Below are 15,973 nucleotides of genomic sequence, written 5' to 3'. Positions count from 1 at the left end.
GTCCACCAATTATTCTGTTGCCGTGAGAGGAGGGTTGGATGAAAACTGAGGTTCTGAAGAGCATCAAAAAGACCGAAGAGGAGTATCGTCAGCTGGTTGACAAGGCACACAAGGAGCGGGAGCAGATTATTGCAAATGCCCGCCTTGAGGCTGACAACCAGATTGCCAAGGCAACTGCTGTTGCCGAAGAGTATAAAAAGAAGCGTCTGGCGGATGCACGGAGTGAAGCAGCGAAGGAACATGCCCGGATCCTTGATGAAGGCAAGAAACAGGCAGCCAATATCAGGGATAAGGGAAGAAAAAGGCTGAAAGAGGCCGTTTCGCTGTTTGTTGAGCGTTTTAAGGAGCAGGTACATGTTACAGCCTAAGACAATGACGCGTCTGCTCATCGTAGGCTCGAAAGAGCAGATGTCGTCAGCTGTGACTGAACTTTACCGTCACCACGTATTTCATATCACCGATTATACAGACCAGGGTGCAGAAGGGTATGAAGGGTTCCGCATCGGCCAGCCCATGGCAGGTGCAACAGAACTCTCAACAAACCTGATCTCGATCCGTTCGATCGAAAATACCTTTGACATCTCCCCTGATGCGTATATCGGCATTCCAAAACGTCACTCGGCCTCGATCAGAGAGATTATTGAGCGTGACCTTTCCAGAATCGAATCTGAGGTCAGCGATCTCACGGCAAAACGATCCGGGGCCGAGGCACAGATCAGGATCTATGAACAACGGATTGCTGAACTGACACCATTCCTTTCTATTCCTCTTGAACTTGGATTGTACCGCGGGTATGAGTCAATATCAGTCATAGCTGGTAAAACTTCCCGTGATATTGAGATCCCGGTTCCCTGCGAGAAATTCTTTGCTGCAGGCAAGGGGGGCGGTGTCCTGGTACTCTTCTTTAGAAACCAGGATAAAACCGAAGTAGATGCAGTGCTGTCAGAAACGCCGTTCCAGCAGATATCGATTCCCGAGGAAGAAGGTTCTGTGCGGCAGCGTCTGGATTATTACCAGTCCGAAATCTCCAGACTCAATGCTACAATCGCTGATTGCGATGCGTTGCTTGAGGAGATCAAGGAGAAGAACGGGACTTTTCTGGCTGCATGTGATGAAGCGCTGAGTGCCGAAGTCGAACAGGCGGAAGTACCGCTCCGGTTTGCGACAACTGATCTTGTCTTTGTCGCAGACGGCTGGGTTCCGTCTGAAGAGATTGAAGGTCTCAAATCAGGGCTGTCACAGGCGACCGGAGGCCGGATCCTGGTTATGGAAGTTGATGAAAAAGAAGAAGAAGAAGAACACGCACCCCCCGTGGAGTATGAGAATCCGAAATTCGCCAAACCAACAGAGGCGATTGTCGATATCTACTCCCGGCCGAGGTATGATGAACTTGATCCGACACTGATGATCTCGATCATCTTCCCGTTATTCTTCGGTATTATACTCGGAGATATCGCCTATGGTGGTATTCTTCTTGTGCTTGCACTTGCACTCCGGAGAATGCTGGTTGGTGATACTGTTCAGCGTCTTCTTGCTGTCCTGCGAAATGCAAGCATTTCGGCGATCTTCTTTGGTATCGTCTATGCTGAAGCATTTGGGGCACACCCGGGTGCAATTGACATCCATCTCTGGGAACCGATCATAAGCAGGCACCTGCTGATCGGATCGCATGCGTACTATCAGGCTGATATTACGGTTCTGCTGGTCTTTGCGGTCTGGTTTGGTATTCTGCAGATGACGCTTGGGCGAGCCATGAGTGTGGTAAATCATTACCGTCACCAGCATATGTCCCATGTTGCCGGGCAGATTGGATGGATCGCACTGATGTGGGGTGTACTCTTTATCATCTGGTCAATTGCAGCGCTTCCGCTGATGCCTGACTTAACAGGTCTTCCGGCAATTGCCATGGGCTTAAACATCGCCGGGATAGCCGGTGCGGTCCTGGTCGTGCTTGGACTCATCGGTATTGCACGGGAATCGCCTCTCGAACTGATCGAAATACCTTCGATCATCAGCCATTCGCTCTCCTACACGCGTCTGGCAGCTGTCGGTCTTTCATCTGTTGCGATTGCGATGGTCGTCAATTTCATCGCTATTGAGATGTTGATCGAACCGCAGCTCGGTGAGCTGACGGTACTTGGAATTGTCTTTGTAATCTTTGGGATCCTTGTCCTTCTCCTTGGCCACCTTCTCAATACGGCACTTGGTCTCCTTGGAGGAGGATTGCAGTCCCTGAGGTTGCAGTATGTTGAGTTCTTCACCAAATTCTACAAAGGCGGTGGAGAGATATATCGTCCATTTGGAAAGAAAAGAGAATTAACGGAGGATTAAAATGGTAGATTTAGGAACTGCAGTATTAACACTTGAAATGGTTGAAGCATCGCAGGAAGGAATGAAGGCACTCGCAGCAGCACTCGCTGTCGGTATCACCGGTCTTGCATCGGGATGGGCAGAGTCATCCATCGGCTCGGCAGCTGTTGGCGCAACAGCAGAGAACAAGGACGTCTTCGGTATGGCGCTCCTGCTGACTGTTATCCCGGAAACGATTGTCATCTTCGGCCTTGTCGTCTCACTGCTGATTCTCTTCTAAAAGCGGAGTCTACAATGGGACTTGAAGTTGTCGTCGAAGAGATCGGTGAGATGGGGCGGAGAGAAGCCACTGCCATCCGGAATGAGGCCAATGCAGAGGCCGATCGCATCCTTGCGGCAGCAGCAGAGCGTGCATCGTTGATCAAACAGGAAGTAGAGACGGAGCTTGAGCAGCAGGCCGGGCATATCATGACCCAGGAGTCTTCAGCTGCCAAACTCCTGGTCAAGCGCGAGCTCCTCAATGCGCAGAAAGAGATGCTCAATGAGGTTTTCAGTGAGACAAAAACAGCCATCTCAGAACTTCCGGCCACCTTCCACGAGAAGGCGGTCCGTGAACTTCTGAAGAAGGTGGCAAAAGAGATCAAGGATGGCGTCGTCTTCTGCAGCAGCCGTGATCAGAAAGCAGTGGAATCTGCCCTCTCAGATCTGAAGACTCTGAGCGGATACTCATTTGGCGGGACCGTCGATATCGATGGCGGAGTCGTCGTCAGGAGCGCAGACGGACAATTGACTATAGATCTCAGTTATCAGACCTTCCTGGAAGATGTCTGGGAGTCCGGGTTAAAAGACGCCTCGGATATTCTCTTTGGGTAGGGGGTTATACTGATGTCTGTGGTGAAAGGTGGTCCGGCTCCGTATGTCTATGTCTGCACCCGAATGCGTGTGCGCAAGTCAAAGCTGTTGCCGAGGGAAGAATATCTCCGGATGCTGAATATGAGCCTTCCCCAGATCACCCGTCTCATCGAGGAGATGGAATATAAAAAAGAGATTGATGAACTTGCCGCGTCATTCAGCGGCATCGATCTTGTTGAGGAAGCTCTCTCCTGGAATCTTGCAAAAGAGTTCCAGAAGATCCTGGAGATCACCCCCGGCATCTTAAAACAGTTTACCCAGTCGTATCTCCGTGGGTGGGATATCCAGAATGCCCTCACCATCATCCGTGGCAAAAACCAGGGAATGAGCGCAGGAAAGATCAAAGAAGTGCTTGTACCTGCAGGAACGCTTGATGTCCAGTTTCTGGACAAGATGATCGCCGAGGATTCTCTTGATCGTGCCATCGAGATGCTGAAAGGCCAGCCCCTCTACCCAGTCGTGGAACGGGAATACCCAAAAGCACTGGAACAGGGATCGTTTGGGCGTCTCGAGAACGAGCTGTATCGCCAGTTCTATGCCGATCTCATTGAAGAAGCGAGTGGAGGGCTGAAGGGAGGGAAAGATTTCCTCAAATCGATACAGCTTGATATCGATATCCGGAATATCAAGACACTCTTCCGCCTGAGACCGCATCCGGTTCCAGCTGAAGAGACTCCTGAGGTCTGGATTCCCGGCGCATCATTTACAGTTGATGAACTCAAACAACTCTCCCAGGAGGACGATATCAACGAGGTGGTTGATACCCTGAGAAAGAAGGTCTCGAGTTCTGCACTTGTTCTTGCACTTGAGGGGCTTCGGGAAGAGAAAGCGATCCACGAGGTGGAGAACTCCCTCACCCGGGCAAAACTGGATTACCTGGATCGGCTTTCAAAGAGAAACCCCTTCTCGATCTATCCGATCCTGGTGTACTTAGAGAAGAAGAAGTACGAAGTGATCAATCTCAGGGCGCTCGCCCGTGGAAAGCAGGCAAACCTTCCGGCTGACCGGATCGAAAACTATCTGGTGATATGATGGAGATCGCAGTAATCGGAAGAGAAGAGTTCATCCTGGGTTTCAGGCTTGCGGGTCTCCAGAAGACCTATGCAGCCGATACTCCTGAGAAGCTCACGGAGGCGATCACGAGGACATTGGATGATCCGAATGTCGGAATTCTCGTCCTCCAGAGCGCCGATATGGAACAGGTTCCAAGAAGGCTCCAGGTAGCACTTGAGAACTCGGTAAAACCGACCGTCATCTCCATCGGTGGCGAAACGGGTGGTCTCTCCCTGAGAGAGCGGATTAAGCGATCAGTGGGTGTTGATCTGTGGAAGTAAAGAAGAAATCAGGAATTCTCAAAAGGATCGCGGGGCCGGTGGTCACCGCGGTGAACCTTGAGGCACACATGTATGATGTCGTCAAGGTTGGTGATGAGGAGCTGATGGGTGAGGTGATCAAGATCGATGGTGAGCATATCATCATCCAGGTCTATGAGGATACCTCAGGCATCAAACCGGGTGAGCCTGTCACAAACACGGGTCTCTCGCTCGCAGTCGAGCTCGGGCCCGGGCTCCTCACCAGTATCTACGATGGTATTCAGCGGCCTCTCGAAGTGCTTGTCGAAAAGATGGGCAACTTCATCGAACGTGGTGTCACAGCACCGGGTCTTGACCGTGAGAAGAAGTGGGAGTTCAAGCCGCTTGTCAAAGCTGGCGAACACGTTGAGCCCGGCCAGATCATCGGTGAGGTACAGGAAACGAACAAGATGCATCGGATCATGATCCCGCCCAATGTAAAAGGCGGTGTCGTGAAAGAGATTAAATCAGGATCATTTACAGTCGATGAGACCGTGATTGCTCTTGAGGATGGATCCACGTACCCGATGATGCAGAAATGGCCGGTTCGTGTACCCCGTCCGGTAGGGGAGAAGAAGAACCCAAAGATCCCGCTGAATACCGGTCAGCGTATTCTGGATGGTCTCTTCCCGATCGCAAAAGGCGGTACAGCCGCGATTCCAGGGCCTTTTGGCTCAGGGAAGACGGTTACCCAGCAGCAGCTGGCAAAATGGTCTGATGCAGAGATAGTCGTCTATATCGGCTGTGGAGAGCGTGGCAACGAGATGACGGAGGTTCTGACTGAGTTCCCGCATCTTGATGATCCAAAGACCGGAAAACCGCTCATGGAGCGGACGGTTCTGATCGCAAACACATCCAATATGCCTGTTGCAGCCCGTGAAGCTTCGGTCTATACCGGAATCACCATCGCGGAGTACTTCCGTGACATGGGCTATGACGTCTCCCTGATGGCAGACTCGACCTCCCGCTGGGCAGAAGCAATGCGTGAGATCTCTAGCCGTCTCGAAGAGATGCCAGGTGAGGAAGGGTATCCGGCATACCTTGCAGCACGTCTCTCAGAGTTCTATGAGCGTGCCGGTCTTGTTGAGACCCTTGCAGGCGACTCTGGTTCAGTCTCGGTCATCGGTGCGGTATCGCCGCCTGGTGGTGACTTCTCTGAACCTGTGACGCAGAATACCCTCCGTATCGTGAAGGTCTTCTGGGCACTGGATGCAAAACTCTCGCAGCGTCGCCATTTCCCGGCTATCAACTGGTTAAACTCCTATTCACTCTACCTGGATCAGCTCCAGGACTACTACAACGAGCATGTCTCTCCCGAATGGAACAAGCTCCGTTCATGGGCGATGGAAGTTCTCCAGAAAGAGTCCGAACTACAGGAGATTGTCCAGCTTGTCGGATCTGACGCACTCCCCGAGTCCGAGCAGATCACCATAGAAATTGCACGGATGCTTCGTGAGATCTTCCTCCAGCAGAATGCATACGATGATGTTGATACCTACTGTGACATGACCAAGCAGTTCGACATCATGAAGGCAATTAAGATCTATGGCGACCATGCATATGCTGCTCAGAGTGCAGGTGTTGCTCCGGCACAGGTTATTGGTATCAAGGCAAAGGGAGATCTGCCGCAGATCAAGTTCACCCGTGACTACAAGCCAATGCTTGAGGAGATTCTCAAAGGCATGGAATCCGAGTTCAATACACTGAGGGCAGGAGCATGAAAGAGTATAAGACAGTTACAAAGATCGCCGGCCCGCTTGTCTTTGTTGAGAAGACCGAACCGGTCGGGTACCAGGAACTGGTCAACATCGTGCTTTCTGATGGATCCATCAAGCGTGGCCAGGTCCTTGATACAAGCGATGATCTCGTGGTTGTCCAGGTCTTTGAGACGACTGCCGGTATCGGGAAGGATTCCGGTATCAGGTTCCTCGGTGAAGCGATCAAGATGCCTGTGGGCGTTGAGATGCTCGGCCGTATCCTCTCCGGAGGCGGTAAACCAATCGACGGCGGTCCTGATATCGTGCCTGAGAAACGGCTGGATATCACCGGTGCTGCGATCAACCCGTATGCACGTGGCAACCCAAAGGATTTCATCCAGACCGGTATCTCCACAATCGATGGGACAAATACCCTTGTTCGTGGTCAGAAACTCCCGATCTTCTCGGGTTCAGGTCTTCCCCACAATGATATTGCACTGCAGATTGCCCGACAGGCAAAAGTACCCGGTTCAACCGAGTCGTTTGCGGTCGTCTTTGCTGCGATGGGTATCACAAAAGAGGAAGCAAACCACTTCATGGAGGACTTCGAGCGGACCGGTGCCCTTGAGCGTGCGGTCGTCTTCCTGAACCTTGCAGACGATCCGGCAGTTGAGCGTATCATTACCCCGCGTCTTGCACTGACGACTGCAGAGTACCTCGCCTATGAGCTTGGGTACCATGTGCTGGTCGTCCTGACAGACATGACCAACTACTGTGAGGCACTCCGTCAGATCGGTGCTGCCCGTGAAGAGGTTCCTGGCAGGCGTGGCTATCCCGGGTACATGTATACCGATCTGGCCAATATCTATGAGCGAGCCGGTATCATCACGGGAGTCCAGGGCTCTGTGACCCAGATCCCGATCCTGACGATGCCTGGTGACGATATCACCCACCCAATCCCTGACCTGACCGGCTACATCACCGAAGGGCAGATTGTGGTGTCACGTGAGCTTCACCGGAAAGGTATTTATCCTCCGATCAATGTTCTTCCGTCGCTGTCGCGTCTGATGAATCTCGGTATCGGCGAGGGCCTGACGCGTGAGGATCACAAGAAAGTCTCCGACCAGCTCTATGCAGGATATGCAGAAGGAAACGATCTCCGTGGACTTGTTGCTATCGTCGGAAAGGATGCTTTATCCGAGCGTGATCAGCTCTTCCTTGAGATGGCAGATTACTTCGAGGATCAGTTTGTCCGCCAGGATATCAGCGAAGACCGCTCCATCGCAGGTACGCTTGATGTTGGCTGGAAGCTCCTTGCAACCCTCCCCGAAGAGCAGCTCGTCAGAATTGACCGTGACCTGATTAAGAAATTCCATCCAAAGTACCGGAAGGAGTAACCGCTTATGGCGCTCCGCGATGTAAAGCCTACACGATCTGAACTGATTGCCCTGAAGCGGCGGATTCAGCTTTCAGAGCGCGGCTACAAGCTCCTGAAGATGAAGCGTGACGGGCTTATCCTTGAGTTCTTCAAGATCCTTGAACAGGCCAAGGATACCCGTGACGAACTGGGGCGGAAATATGAGCGGGCACAGGAGATGATCGCCATTGCAGATACAGTGGAAGGCGCAATCGGTGTCAAAGCCGCCGCCTTCTCTGTCGGGGATATCCCCACAATTGAACTGAAGAGCAAGAACATCATGGGTGTTGTCGTGCCGGAAATCCAGTCTTCCAGTGTCCGGAAGAGTCCGACTGAGCGTGGATATGGTATTATCGGCACATCGTCAGTTATCGACGAAGCAGCAGACTCGTTTGAGGATCTCCTCGAATCCATCATTCATAGTGCTGAGATCGAGACGACCATGAAACGGCTGCTGGATGAGATCGAGAGCACCAAACGGCGTGTGAATGCTCTGGAGTTCAAGGTCATCCCTGAACTCACCGAGGCTCGTGATTTTATCAAGATGCGTCTTGATGAGATGGAGCGTGAAGAACTCTTCCGCTTAAAGAAGATCAAGGCAAGAACTGAAGCCTGATCATTCTCTCTTTTTTGCAAGAACAAAGAAGGTATAACCGTACCAGGATCCATACTCCCTGAAGATGGCTATCTCCTGCTCCATCATATCGAGGAATGCAAGTACATCAGGGTTTTGCTCCCGTTCTCTCCATAATTCTATACGTGATGGCATGGGCCGGTAATACGCCTCCCAGGCTCTAACTGGTAGCCGTATTGTCTGCAGTACGGTATATCCGGCATCTTCTGCATCCCTGATCCGGTCTGCTTCTGTACCTGTTCCCGGACAATCCTCCTCAAAGAAACGTCGAACGTCTTCTGGGGGATCAGGCTCATGCCAGCATAATTCAGATACAACAACCGATCCCCCGTCTTTGAGCAGAGGCTTCCATGCATCCAGACCGGCTTGAAATCCTATATTGTAGATCGCACCCTCACTCCAGATGAGATCGACGGCCTTCTCCTTGAGTGGGAGAGCATCCATCGATGCTCCGATTGCCTGGAGATGCGGGTGATCCGGCAGGGACTGAAGATAGGGGATATGCAGATCGACTGCGATGATCCGTGCATCACGAGATTCTTCTGCGAGTATGCGGGTCTGCCTGCCTGTGCCGCATCCGATATCGAGGATGAGCGCTTCCCTTCCTGGAGAGAGTGAGGTTAGAATCTCTTTTGTTACGGTATCGTCACCCGGCCCCTGCATCGGCAGGTCCTCAAAGAATTGAAAAATAACATCCATTTAAGACACGTTTGGTGTAGGGAGAAATTAATATTGTCTTACTCCTCAATTGTATAGCAGGAGTACTGGAAGGGCTGGTTTATGGTTTTTGGCACACTCGAGGATATTCAGATAGAGGGAAAGATCGTACTTTTGCGGGTGGATTTTAATTCTCCCATTGATCCCTCATCAGGGACAATTCTTGATAATAAACGGTTTCAGGAGCACCTTCCAACGATAATGGCACTTGAAGATGCAAAAGTCGTTATCCTCACCCACCAGAGCAGGCCCGGTAAGAAGGATTTTACGACACTCAGGTCCCATGCTGATCTCCTTGAGCGGATGATAAACCGGCCGGTCACCTATGTCGACGATATCTTCGGCCGTTATGCCAGGGAAAGCATCTCTTCAATGCGAAACGGCGATATTGTGATGCTGGAAAACCTCAGGTTCAATGCTGAGGAGAACCTGACAATGAAGCCGGATTGGGCGATGAAGACACATTGTGTACAGAACCTTGCTGCAATGGGAGATCTCTATGTCAATGATGCATTCGGCACGGCACACCGGTCGCAACCGACGATGGTTGGCCTCCCGATGGTATTGAGATCCGTTGCCGGGCTCCTGATGGAGAAGGAGGTCTCGATGCTCTCCCGTGTCTTTACGGATGCGCCCCGGCCGATTACCTTCATCCTGGGGGGAACCAAGGTCGATGACTCGATCGCTGTTGCATCCAATGTCCTTGAACACGGCATCGCTGATCGTATCCTTGCCATTGGTGTTGTCGGCAATGTCTTCCTTGCAGGCAGTGGTGTGGATATCGGTAATCCGTCACAGCAGGCAATTCTCGGCCTCGGGTATGGATCAGAGATCGAAAGAGCAGGAGAGATCCTCAAAACCTATGGCGACCGGGTGGTTCTGCCTGCAACAGTTGCGGTGCGGGAAGCGGGTGAACGCATGGAATATCCGGTTTCAGAGATCCCTTCCGATACCCCGATCCTCGATCTCGGATCGGATTCAATCCGGTCAATGGTAGCTGAGATCAGGCGATCGGAGACGATCGTCTTCAACGGCCCTGCAGGAGTGTTTGAGGATCCGGACTTTGCAATCGGCACCTATGAACTGATCAGGGCTGCGTCGACTGCCGGTTTCTCGGTTGTCGGAGGTGGCCATACCGCAGCAGTGATCGAGCAGATGGGCCTGGCGTCATCCTATTCACATCTCTCAACAGGGGGAGGGGCCTGCATCGAGTTTTTGACAGGGAAAAAGCTCCCGGCGGTGGCTGCACTGGAGGCATCCTGGGAACACTTTTTCCGGGGTGCGTAGGACTTTGGTCAGGGTCTGATCCCTGACATTATTTTTGATCATCTATCACTTCATCGACAATGGAGCTGATCTGGGTGAAGAGGAGAGGGTCAAGCCCCTTATCGGCACTCAGGTACACGGCTTTCAGGTCAAGGAGCCGGATCTTATTTGATATGAAGTGGATGAATTTTGAGATGTTGGCTGAAGAGAGGTAGATGAGAAGCGTACTGATCGAATCAAAGATGAGTGCGGTATCTTCCCCGGATCTCTTCTTTAATGCCTCTGATATGGCGATGCCCAGTTCGGTCAGGTTACCGGGGTTTGAGGTGAAGGTAGTGTTTGTACTGTTGACCGGCACACTTCCAAGCGAATACTTCGTGATGGCATCAATGAAATGAAGTCTCTCGATAGCGATACCCTGTTTTGTATAGAGGTTTGTCAGGATTGAGGAGGGAATGTTTGTTGTTACAATGATGCAGGCAGTGCCCTGTGCGGTGAGCTGTGACACGATCTCCATGTTTGTCATCTTCATCCTGGCGGCTTCAGAGATGTAGAGGTATATCGATGACTCGTTGGCGTCCATAAATCCCATGCCGGATTACTCCTCATCCATCAGGAACTTCCTGTAGGTTTCTGGAATGTCATTCATATTATGGATGATTCCCTGCTGGAGTTCCTGGATATTCTCGACGATCTGGTAGGCGTGCCGCGCCTGGATCCTGATACCTGAGGTAAATTCCTCATCATCAATCTCTCCCCTGATATGGAGTTCACTCAGTTCCTCAAGGGTGTGCGCAATGATCTGAACCGGGTTTTTCAGCCTGAGAGCTGCCTCGGTGATATAGGCGACCAGAGCCCGTTCAGCCGTTCGAATCTCGGTGAGATTCCGTCCGATGACAGCAATTCCGGTGGTGATCCCCCGCTCATCAAGGATCGGGGAGAGTGAGAGTGATAATTCGAGTTCTCTTCCGTCCTTTGTGATCCTCCGTGTCTCGATATCCTGAACAGGTTCGCCCCGCTGCACCTTTTGAAGTGTCTTTTTCCACTGATCGCGGAGGGGTTCTGGTATTATGGTGATGATGCTTTCCCCGACCATCTCTTCTGCGGTATAGCCGAAGGTCTCTTCTGCGCCTTTGTTCCATGAGATGACCCGTCCATCAGGAGTCTCGCCGATGATCGGGTCATGGGTTGTCTCGATGATTGCCCCGAGGATAGCACGGAGTTCGTGATTCTTCTTTATTGTGTCAATATTCGTCAGGATATGCACTGCACCGGTCATCTCCCCGTCACGTGTGAGAACCGGATCAATTGCCACCTGGTACCAGTGATCCCCGAGTTTGACGGTGTAGGTCTCCCGCTGCTTTGTCTGTTTTGCCTTCACAAACGGGCATCCGCGGATATGTGTCAGGGTCTGGTGTACAACCCGGTGGCAGTGTACTCCGATGATCCCGTCCAGGGGCCTTTGGAGGAGATCAGCCGAAGCCGTGTTTGCATAGCGTATGATTCCGTCCATATCAAGGAAGAAGATCGGATCCTCGATTGCATGGAAGGTCCGCTTCAACATCTCAAACTCAGTACCATTCCCCTCTCGCTCTTCGTTCATGGCAACCCCCTTCTCTGAATTGTACTCGGATCAAACCATTATAAAGCCTTTGGATTGGTTTTGCATCCGCAAAAAAATGGGTGTTGCTCATGAGTATAAACCGGTCTTATCGGAGTCATCCGGATCGGGTTCTCTCTATGCGGGCTCCAATGCTGCTGAGTATCCCTTCCGATACTCTTAAGTTTTCTGGAAACTGTCTGGATATCTATGGAATATACTGTTGTTGATGGAGAGGATCGGGGAGATCTGGTGCTCTATGCCCTCTCCACATGCCGGTGGTGCAATCTGACAAAAGAACTTCTCCAGAGCCTGAATGTGAAATTCAGGTATATTTATGCGGATCTTCTTCAGCCTGACGAGCTCGATCAGATCCTAATTGAGGTGGAGCGGTTCAACCCGGCGGGATCGTTTCCAACACTGGTGATCAATGGAAAAGATGTCATCATCGGATACAAGGAAAAAGAGATCCGGAAGGTGCTTGGATGAAGATTGACGAACCCTCAATTGAGGAGATTGACGCGCTTGAAGAGGTGCTGGAGAACGAGGCATCAAGCCACGGGTACAGCCTGAGCCCTGATCGGGAGGCTGTCCGGGCGCTTGTGAAGGGGGTCATCGTGAATACAAGGCGGTATGGCTATCCATCCTGTCCGTGCCGCCTATCAACCGGAAAAAAGGAGGACGATCTCGATATCATCTGCCCCTGTGATTACCGTGATGCGGATGTGATTGCATATGGTGCCTGCTATTGCTCGCTCTATGTCTCAGAAGCGGTAAAGAGCGGCCGGGAGGAGATTCAGCCTATTCCGGAGCGTCGGCCGCCACGAACAGCGCGGGCTAAGAAAGCAGCCGCTGTGGCTGGCGGGTTCTCTCTGCCGGTTCTCCGGTGCAAGGTCTGTGGATATCTCTGTGCAAGGGAGAACCCTCCTGAGAAATGTCCTATCTGTGGTGTTTCTAAGGAGCGGTTCGAACGGTTTGCCTGAACCTGACATTATGACGGAATATGAGAAAGCAACCTTTGCTGCAGGCTGCTTCTGGGGTGTTGAGGCTGCGTTTGCAGAGATTGCCGGTGTTGTATCGACACGGGTCGGCTATAGTGGCGGGAGTGTTGCCAATCCGACGTACGAGGAGGTCTGCACCGGGACAACCGGTCATGCAGAAGCAGTTGAAGTAGTCTTTGATCCCTCTCGTGTTCCATATGATCATCTGCTGATCAGGTTCTGGTCTCTCCACGATCCGACAACAAAAGACCGGCAGGGCCCGGATATCGGGAGCCAGTACCGATCAGCCATCTTCACCCATTCTGATAGGCAATACCAGCAGGCGATCGCTTCACGTGACCGGATGGATGCATCGGGCCGGTTTCGCAGGCCGATCGTCACAGAGATTCTGCCTGCCAGAATCTTCTGGCCAGCCGAGGAGTACCACCAGCAGTACTTCAGAAAGCAGGGCCATTCCTGCGGGTTCAGGCTTTGGTAGGCTCAGGCTGGTATTCTGGAATTCTTCTCTTTTATTAACTTCCAGGCTCAGCCGAAGCCAAGGCAAAGGATTGCCATTGCCGGGCTGACCTGGTACCGTGAGCTGATCTCAATATAACCACTCCGGCTCACCCATACCGAAGCGAGCGACCATTCACCAGAAGGTCCGAGTGCCCAGTTGATCAAAAGGCCAGCTGGTGCCGACTGCTATACCGGCTGCAAGCCTTTGTGTGCCTTGGAGGGAGGAACCCCTGGCAGAGGTCTATGAGGAGGGTGCCGCCTGCTGCGCCTGAGATGGTAATCAGGCTATTGAAGGCGAACATATCAATTGCAAGCGTGCCAATCGGGTCTATACAGGAAGAGGGAGAAGACGAAAGGAATGAGCCAGGTGAGTGTCCCGTAGAGGAGGAGGCGGAGATGGGTGTGCATGATATCGGGGTATTATATTTTGATAGTTATATGTTTTCCATAATACTTATTAATCCAGAGCATCCTTCTGACAATCAGACATGGCAAACCGATCTGACTGGCTTCAGTGGAGACTAACTCCAGAAAAAAGGTTTATTTAAGGTCTACGTTCATCATGGATGTGTTTTATGGGTTTTCTTGACCGTATCAGATCCGCACTCTCGCCAAAACCTGATACCTCGCCCGGCAGGTATCGCACCTGTGAGTACTGTGGGAAAGGATCTCTTGGCCCCTATACCGACCGTGAGTGGGATGCACTTGGCAGGATGTGCGAAGAGTGCGAGTATGCAGAGATGGCAGACGGGACGCTCTGGTGATGATTCCGTGTGTCTGCGTCTGCTTCAGTGATCTGCTATGAAGGGCATTATGAATACATTTTTTATTCAGTTGCATATATTATGTATTCATAATACCAACCTCATTCACCTTTGCCCGGAACCCAGCGTTCTCCCTCTTTTGTATACTCCTTCTTCCAGATCGGAACCCGCTCCTTCAGCCGCTCTATGATGTATTCGCATCCTTCAAAGGCTTCCCGCCGGTGGCCTGCCCCGACCAGGATCAGGACGATGTTGTCGCCGACATTCAGATCTCCGATCCGGTGGATGATATCAACGGACTTGATCGGAAACTTCGCAAACGCCTCATCACGGATCACCTCAAGCTCCTCGACAGCAACCTCCTGGTGTGCCTCAAGCTCGATCCGCTCAATCCCGTCATCCCTGACAACCCCGATGAAGGAGACCATTGCGCCCATCTCAGGGTTTTTTCTCTCCTCAATCAGCCTGTTGATAGCAAAGTCTTCGTGCGTGACTGTCACAACCATAGTATTCAGCCTCCGGCAACCGGTGGATAGAGTGCCAGCTCGTCCCCATCCGAGAGGGTGGTTTTCTCCAGTTCTTCCCTGTCAATGCGTTTTTTATTCAGCATCAGGATGATGTACCGTCGCACGGTTCCGTTCTCATCAAAGAGGGCAGCGCGAGCAGCATGGTTCTCTGCTGCCATCTCCAGAAGGAGTGCTGCAAGTGTTGCGCCTTCCTCCATCTCCCTGATCTGTTCTGATCCAAATATCTCCCGAAACCGGGCAAATGACTGCACTCTGATCTTCATTGCTTTCTCTCTTTGTTTCTCTCAACCAACGATACGATTCAGCCAGAATAACCGGGGAATACTGGGCCGATAGCGAAGATATTTATCGTCTGATACCTTAACAATTTTCCAGGTGTACCGGTCTGGACCGAGGGAATCCTCTCTTCCTGATTACCGGGGAGGGCTCTGGCAGGGTGGCCGGGTTGAGGATGAATGATCAAATACAGAAACTACAGGCAGTGCTGAGAGCAAAAGCTCCCCTCATCATCTCATTCTCAGGCGGTGTGGATAGCTCGGTTCTTGCTGCGATTGCTGCCCGGACGATCCCGGGGATGGCCAGGTTCGCCCTCCTTGACTCACCTCTCCTCTCCCGGCATGCATATGCTGATGCTCTTCTGATTGCAGAAGAGATCGGTATTGATCTGGAGATAGTGCCGTTTCCAATCCTTGAAGACAAACAGTTCTGCGAGAACCCATTTGATCGCTGCGCACTCTGCAAACAGGCCTCATCACGCATCCTCAAAGAGCTTGCTGAGGGTGCGGTCGTTGCGGATGGTGCAAATCTCTCGGATCGTGGTGAATACAGGCCGGGCCTTGCTGTCGCCGATGCAGAAGGGATTATCCATCCCTTCATTGAAGCCGGAATCGATAAGAACGGTGTCCGGGAGCTGGCACGAAATTGTGGCTATTCATTCTGGAACAAACCCTCAGATGCCTGTCTTGCCACCCGGATCCCCTATTGGAATCGGGTTCTGCCTGAGACATTGCTTGGGGCTGAAGCTGGTGAGGCGGTTCTCAGGAAGTTCGGCGTTTCGCAGTGCCGCCTCCGTGCTCATGGGGATAGTGCCAGAATTGAGGTACATCCTGATGAATTTCCAATTGTCCTTGCCAGAAGGCAGGAGATCGTGAAGATTGTCAGAGAACTTGGATTCTGCTATGTCACCCTCGATCTCGAAGGGTTTCGGAGCGGGAGTATGGATGGGGGTAAATAGTTGTACTATACGTTATGGTGTCTGAACGTGTCTTATGGATGGTC

At 51.9% G+C, this 15,973-nt stretch carries 21 protein-coding genes; 16 read left to right on the top strand and 5 right to left on the bottom strand.

Annotation, left to right across the window (positions count from 1 at the left end; translation table 11 throughout):
- Positions 1-38 precede the first annotated feature (38 nt).
- From ABCO64_RS02340 to ABCO64_RS02300, 9 genes are read left to right on the top strand one after another with little or no spacing between them, the layout of a single operon-like run.
- A complete protein-coding gene (locus tag ABCO64_RS02340) occupies positions 39-368 on the top strand; it encodes an ATPase (RefSeq protein WP_253455666.1) in 330 nt (109 codons plus the stop codon).
- Positions 355-2,331, top strand: a complete 1,977-nt coding sequence (locus tag ABCO64_RS02335) for a V-type ATP synthase subunit I (RefSeq protein ID WP_253455664.1) — start codon at positions 355-357, stop codon at positions 2,329-2,331. Before ABCO64_RS02340 ends, ABCO64_RS02335 begins: the two co-directional genes overlap by 14 nt.
- A 1-nt stretch (position 2,332) precedes the next feature.
- A complete protein-coding gene (locus ABCO64_RS02330; protein WP_253455661.1) occupies positions 2,333-2,590 on the top strand; it encodes an ATPase in 258 nt (85 codons plus the stop codon).
- A 14-nt stretch (positions 2,591-2,604) separates the two neighbouring features.
- A complete protein-coding gene (locus ABCO64_RS02325) occupies positions 2,605-3,183 on the top strand; it encodes a V-type ATP synthase subunit E family protein (protein ID WP_253455658.1) in 579 nt (192 codons plus the stop codon).
- 12 nt (positions 3,184-3,195) lie between these two features.
- Positions 3,196-4,254, top strand: coding sequence for a V-type ATP synthase subunit C (locus ABCO64_RS02320; protein ID WP_253455655.1), 1,059 nt, complete (start codon positions 3,196-3,198; stop codon positions 4,252-4,254).
- Entirely contained in the window at positions 4,254-4,556 is a 303-nt protein-coding gene (locus ABCO64_RS02315; protein WP_253456523.1) for a V-type ATP synthase subunit F, read from the top strand. The genes ABCO64_RS02320 and ABCO64_RS02315 overlap by 1 nt, the downstream gene beginning before the upstream one ends.
- The gene (locus ABCO64_RS02310; RefSeq protein ID WP_253455653.1) at positions 4,547-6,295 is read left to right on the top strand and encodes an ATP synthase subunit A; all 1,749 of its coding nucleotides are present in this window, start codon (positions 4,547-4,549) and stop codon (positions 6,293-6,295) included. The genes ABCO64_RS02315 and ABCO64_RS02310 overlap by 10 nt, the downstream gene beginning before the upstream one ends.
- The gene (locus tag ABCO64_RS02305) at positions 6,292-7,668 is read left to right on the top strand and encodes a V-type ATP synthase subunit B (protein WP_253455650.1); all 1,377 of its coding nucleotides are present in this window, start codon (positions 6,292-6,294) and stop codon (positions 7,666-7,668) included. Before ABCO64_RS02310 ends, ABCO64_RS02305 begins: the two co-directional genes overlap by 4 nt.
- Before the next feature lie 6 nt (positions 7,669-7,674).
- Positions 7,675-8,304 (top strand): V-type ATP synthase subunit D, encoded by a 630-nt coding sequence (locus ABCO64_RS02300; RefSeq protein ID WP_253455647.1) that lies wholly within the window; start codon positions 7,675-7,677, stop codon positions 8,302-8,304.
- On the opposite strand, the gene ABCO64_RS02295 is transcribed toward ABCO64_RS02300, so the two are convergent.
- Entirely contained in the window at positions 8,305-9,021 is a 717-nt protein-coding gene (locus tag ABCO64_RS02295) for a methyltransferase domain-containing protein (RefSeq protein ID WP_253455644.1), read from the bottom strand.
- A gap of 81 nt (positions 9,022-9,102) precedes the next feature.
- Between ABCO64_RS02295 and ABCO64_RS02290 the strand changes: the two genes are divergently transcribed.
- Positions 9,103-10,326 carry a phosphoglycerate kinase gene (locus ABCO64_RS02290; RefSeq protein ID WP_253455641.1) on the top strand — a complete coding sequence of 408 codons (1,224 nt, stop codon included), beginning with the start codon at positions 9,103-9,105 and terminating at the stop codon, positions 10,324-10,326.
- Positions 10,327-10,354: 28 nt separating this feature from the next.
- Here ABCO64_RS02290 and ABCO64_RS02285 read toward each other — a convergent pair whose 3' ends face one another.
- Together ABCO64_RS02285 and ABCO64_RS02280 are read right to left on the bottom strand one after the other, a co-directional pair.
- Entirely contained in the window at positions 10,355-10,897 is a 543-nt protein-coding gene (locus tag ABCO64_RS02285; RefSeq protein ID WP_253455638.1) for a DUF7504 family protein, read from the bottom strand.
- Between the two features lie 6 nt (positions 10,898-10,903).
- Positions 10,904-11,908 carry a PAS domain-containing protein gene (locus tag ABCO64_RS02280; protein ID WP_253455635.1) on the bottom strand — a complete coding sequence of 335 codons (1,005 nt, stop codon included), beginning with the start codon at positions 11,906-11,908 and terminating at the stop codon, positions 10,904-10,906.
- Between the two features lie 207 nt (positions 11,909-12,115).
- Here ABCO64_RS02280 and ABCO64_RS02275 point away from each other — a divergent pair, with 207 nt between their 5' ends.
- The 5 genes from ABCO64_RS02275 (at position 12,116) to ABCO64_RS02255 (ending at position 14,168) form a co-directional block, all read left to right on the top strand.
- The gene (locus tag ABCO64_RS02275) at positions 12,116-12,394 is read left to right on the top strand and encodes a glutaredoxin family protein (protein WP_253455633.1); all 279 of its coding nucleotides are present in this window, start codon (positions 12,116-12,118) and stop codon (positions 12,392-12,394) included.
- Positions 12,391-12,888 carry a ferredoxin-thioredoxin reductase catalytic domain-containing protein gene (locus ABCO64_RS02270; protein WP_253455630.1) on the top strand — a complete coding sequence of 166 codons (498 nt, stop codon included), beginning with the start codon at positions 12,391-12,393 and terminating at the stop codon, positions 12,886-12,888. The genes ABCO64_RS02275 and ABCO64_RS02270 overlap by 4 nt, the downstream gene beginning before the upstream one ends.
- Before the next feature lie 10 nt (positions 12,889-12,898).
- On the top strand, positions 12,899-13,384 hold the full coding sequence (gene msrA, locus ABCO64_RS02265) for a peptide-methionine (S)-S-oxide reductase MsrA (protein ID WP_253455627.1): 486 nt from the start codon (positions 12,899-12,901) through the stop codon (positions 13,382-13,384).
- A gap of 263 nt (positions 13,385-13,647) precedes the next feature.
- A complete protein-coding gene (locus ABCO64_RS02260) occupies positions 13,648-13,929 on the top strand; it encodes a hypothetical protein (RefSeq protein ID WP_253455624.1) in 282 nt (93 codons plus the stop codon).
- Positions 13,930-13,979: 50 nt separating this feature from the next.
- Positions 13,980-14,168 carry a hypothetical protein gene (locus ABCO64_RS02255; protein ID WP_253455622.1) on the top strand — a complete coding sequence of 63 codons (189 nt, stop codon included), beginning with the start codon at positions 13,980-13,982 and terminating at the stop codon, positions 14,166-14,168.
- 101 nt (positions 14,169-14,269) lie between these two features.
- On the opposite strand, the gene ABCO64_RS02250 is transcribed toward ABCO64_RS02255, so the two are convergent.
- Positions 14,270-14,674 carry a molybdenum cofactor biosynthesis protein MoaE gene (locus tag ABCO64_RS02250; RefSeq protein WP_253455619.1) on the bottom strand — a complete coding sequence of 135 codons (405 nt, stop codon included), beginning with the start codon at positions 14,672-14,674 and terminating at the stop codon, positions 14,270-14,272.
- 5 nt (positions 14,675-14,679) lie between these two features.
- Positions 14,680-14,958, bottom strand: a complete 279-nt coding sequence (locus tag ABCO64_RS02245; RefSeq protein WP_253455616.1) for a ubiquitin-like small modifier protein 1 — start codon at positions 14,956-14,958, stop codon at positions 14,680-14,682.
- Between the two features lie 188 nt (positions 14,959-15,146).
- On the opposite strand from ABCO64_RS02245, the gene larE reads away from it, so the two are divergent.
- On the top strand, positions 15,147-15,929 hold the full coding sequence (gene larE, locus ABCO64_RS02240; RefSeq protein WP_253455614.1) for an ATP-dependent sacrificial sulfur transferase LarE: 783 nt from the start codon (positions 15,147-15,149) through the stop codon (positions 15,927-15,929).
- The last annotated feature ends 44 nt before the right edge of the window (positions 15,930-15,973 follow it).

Source organism: Methanocalculus natronophilus (assembly GCF_038751955.1).
Taxonomy (GTDB): Archaea; Halobacteriota; Methanomicrobia; order Methanomicrobiales; family Methanocorpusculaceae; genus Methanocalculus; species Methanocalculus natronophilus.
The sequence above is the reverse complement of the archived record's forward strand: the minus strand, read 5'-3'. Positions and strand labels throughout refer to the sequence as shown.

What these genes read in the sequence shown, in the direction of transcription:
- ABCO64_RS02290 (WP_253455641.1), top strand. Translation starts at nt 9,103, where the DNA reads ATGGTTTTTGGCACACTCGAGGATATTCAGATAGAGGGAAAGATCGTA.
- ABCO64_RS02270 (WP_253455630.1), top strand. Translation starts at nt 12,391, where the DNA reads ATGAAGATTGACGAACCCTCAATTGAGGAGATTGACGCGCTTGAAGAG.
- ABCO64_RS02330 (WP_253455661.1), top strand. Translation starts at nt 2,333, where the DNA reads ATGGTAGATTTAGGAACTGCAGTATTAACACTTGAAATGGTTGAAGCA.
- ABCO64_RS02275 (WP_253455633.1), top strand. Translation starts at nt 12,116, where the DNA reads ATGGAATATACTGTTGTTGATGGAGAGGATCGGGGAGATCTGGTGCTC.
- msrA (WP_253455627.1), top strand. Translation starts at nt 12,899, where the DNA reads ATGACGGAATATGAGAAAGCAACCTTTGCTGCAGGCTGCTTCTGGGGT.
- ABCO64_RS02280 (WP_253455635.1), bottom strand. Translation starts at nt 11,908, where the DNA reads ATGAACGAAGAGCGAGAGGGGAATGGTACTGAGTTTGAGATGTTGAAG.
- ABCO64_RS02315 (WP_253456523.1), top strand. Translation starts at nt 4,254, where the DNA reads ATGGAGATCGCAGTAATCGGAAGAGAAGAGTTCATCCTGGGTTTCAGG.
- ABCO64_RS02335 (WP_253455664.1), top strand. Translation starts at nt 355, where the DNA reads ATGTTACAGCCTAAGACAATGACGCGTCTGCTCATCGTAGGCTCGAAA.
- ABCO64_RS02325 (WP_253455658.1), top strand. Translation starts at nt 2,605, where the DNA reads ATGGGACTTGAAGTTGTCGTCGAAGAGATCGGTGAGATGGGGCGGAGA.
- ABCO64_RS02320 (WP_253455655.1), top strand. Translation starts at nt 3,196, where the DNA reads ATGTCTGTGGTGAAAGGTGGTCCGGCTCCGTATGTCTATGTCTGCACC.
- ABCO64_RS02340 (WP_253455666.1), top strand. Translation starts at nt 39, where the DNA reads ATGAAAACTGAGGTTCTGAAGAGCATCAAAAAGACCGAAGAGGAGTAT.
- larE (WP_253455614.1), top strand. Translation starts at nt 15,147, where the DNA reads ATGAATGATCAAATACAGAAACTACAGGCAGTGCTGAGAGCAAAAGCT.
- ABCO64_RS02300 (WP_253455647.1), top strand. Translation starts at nt 7,675, where the DNA reads ATGGCGCTCCGCGATGTAAAGCCTACACGATCTGAACTGATTGCCCTG.
- ABCO64_RS02260 (WP_253455624.1), top strand. Translation starts at nt 13,648, where the DNA reads ATGAGGAGGGTGCCGCCTGCTGCGCCTGAGATGGTAATCAGGCTATTG.
- ABCO64_RS02305 (WP_253455650.1), top strand. Translation starts at nt 6,292, where the DNA reads ATGAAAGAGTATAAGACAGTTACAAAGATCGCCGGCCCGCTTGTCTTT.
- ABCO64_RS02255 (WP_253455622.1), top strand. Translation starts at nt 13,980, where the DNA reads ATGGGTTTTCTTGACCGTATCAGATCCGCACTCTCGCCAAAACCTGAT.
- ABCO64_RS02245 (WP_253455616.1), bottom strand. Translation starts at nt 14,958, where the DNA reads ATGAAGATCAGAGTGCAGTCATTTGCCCGGTTTCGGGAGATATTTGGA.
- ABCO64_RS02295 (WP_253455644.1), bottom strand. Translation starts at nt 9,021, where the DNA reads ATGGATGTTATTTTTCAATTCTTTGAGGACCTGCCGATGCAGGGGCCG.
- ABCO64_RS02250 (WP_253455619.1), bottom strand. Translation starts at nt 14,674, where the DNA reads ATGGTTGTGACAGTCACGCACGAAGACTTTGCTATCAACAGGCTGATT.
- ABCO64_RS02285 (WP_253455638.1), bottom strand. Translation starts at nt 10,897, where the DNA reads ATGGGATTTATGGACGCCAACGAGTCATCGATATACCTCTACATCTCT.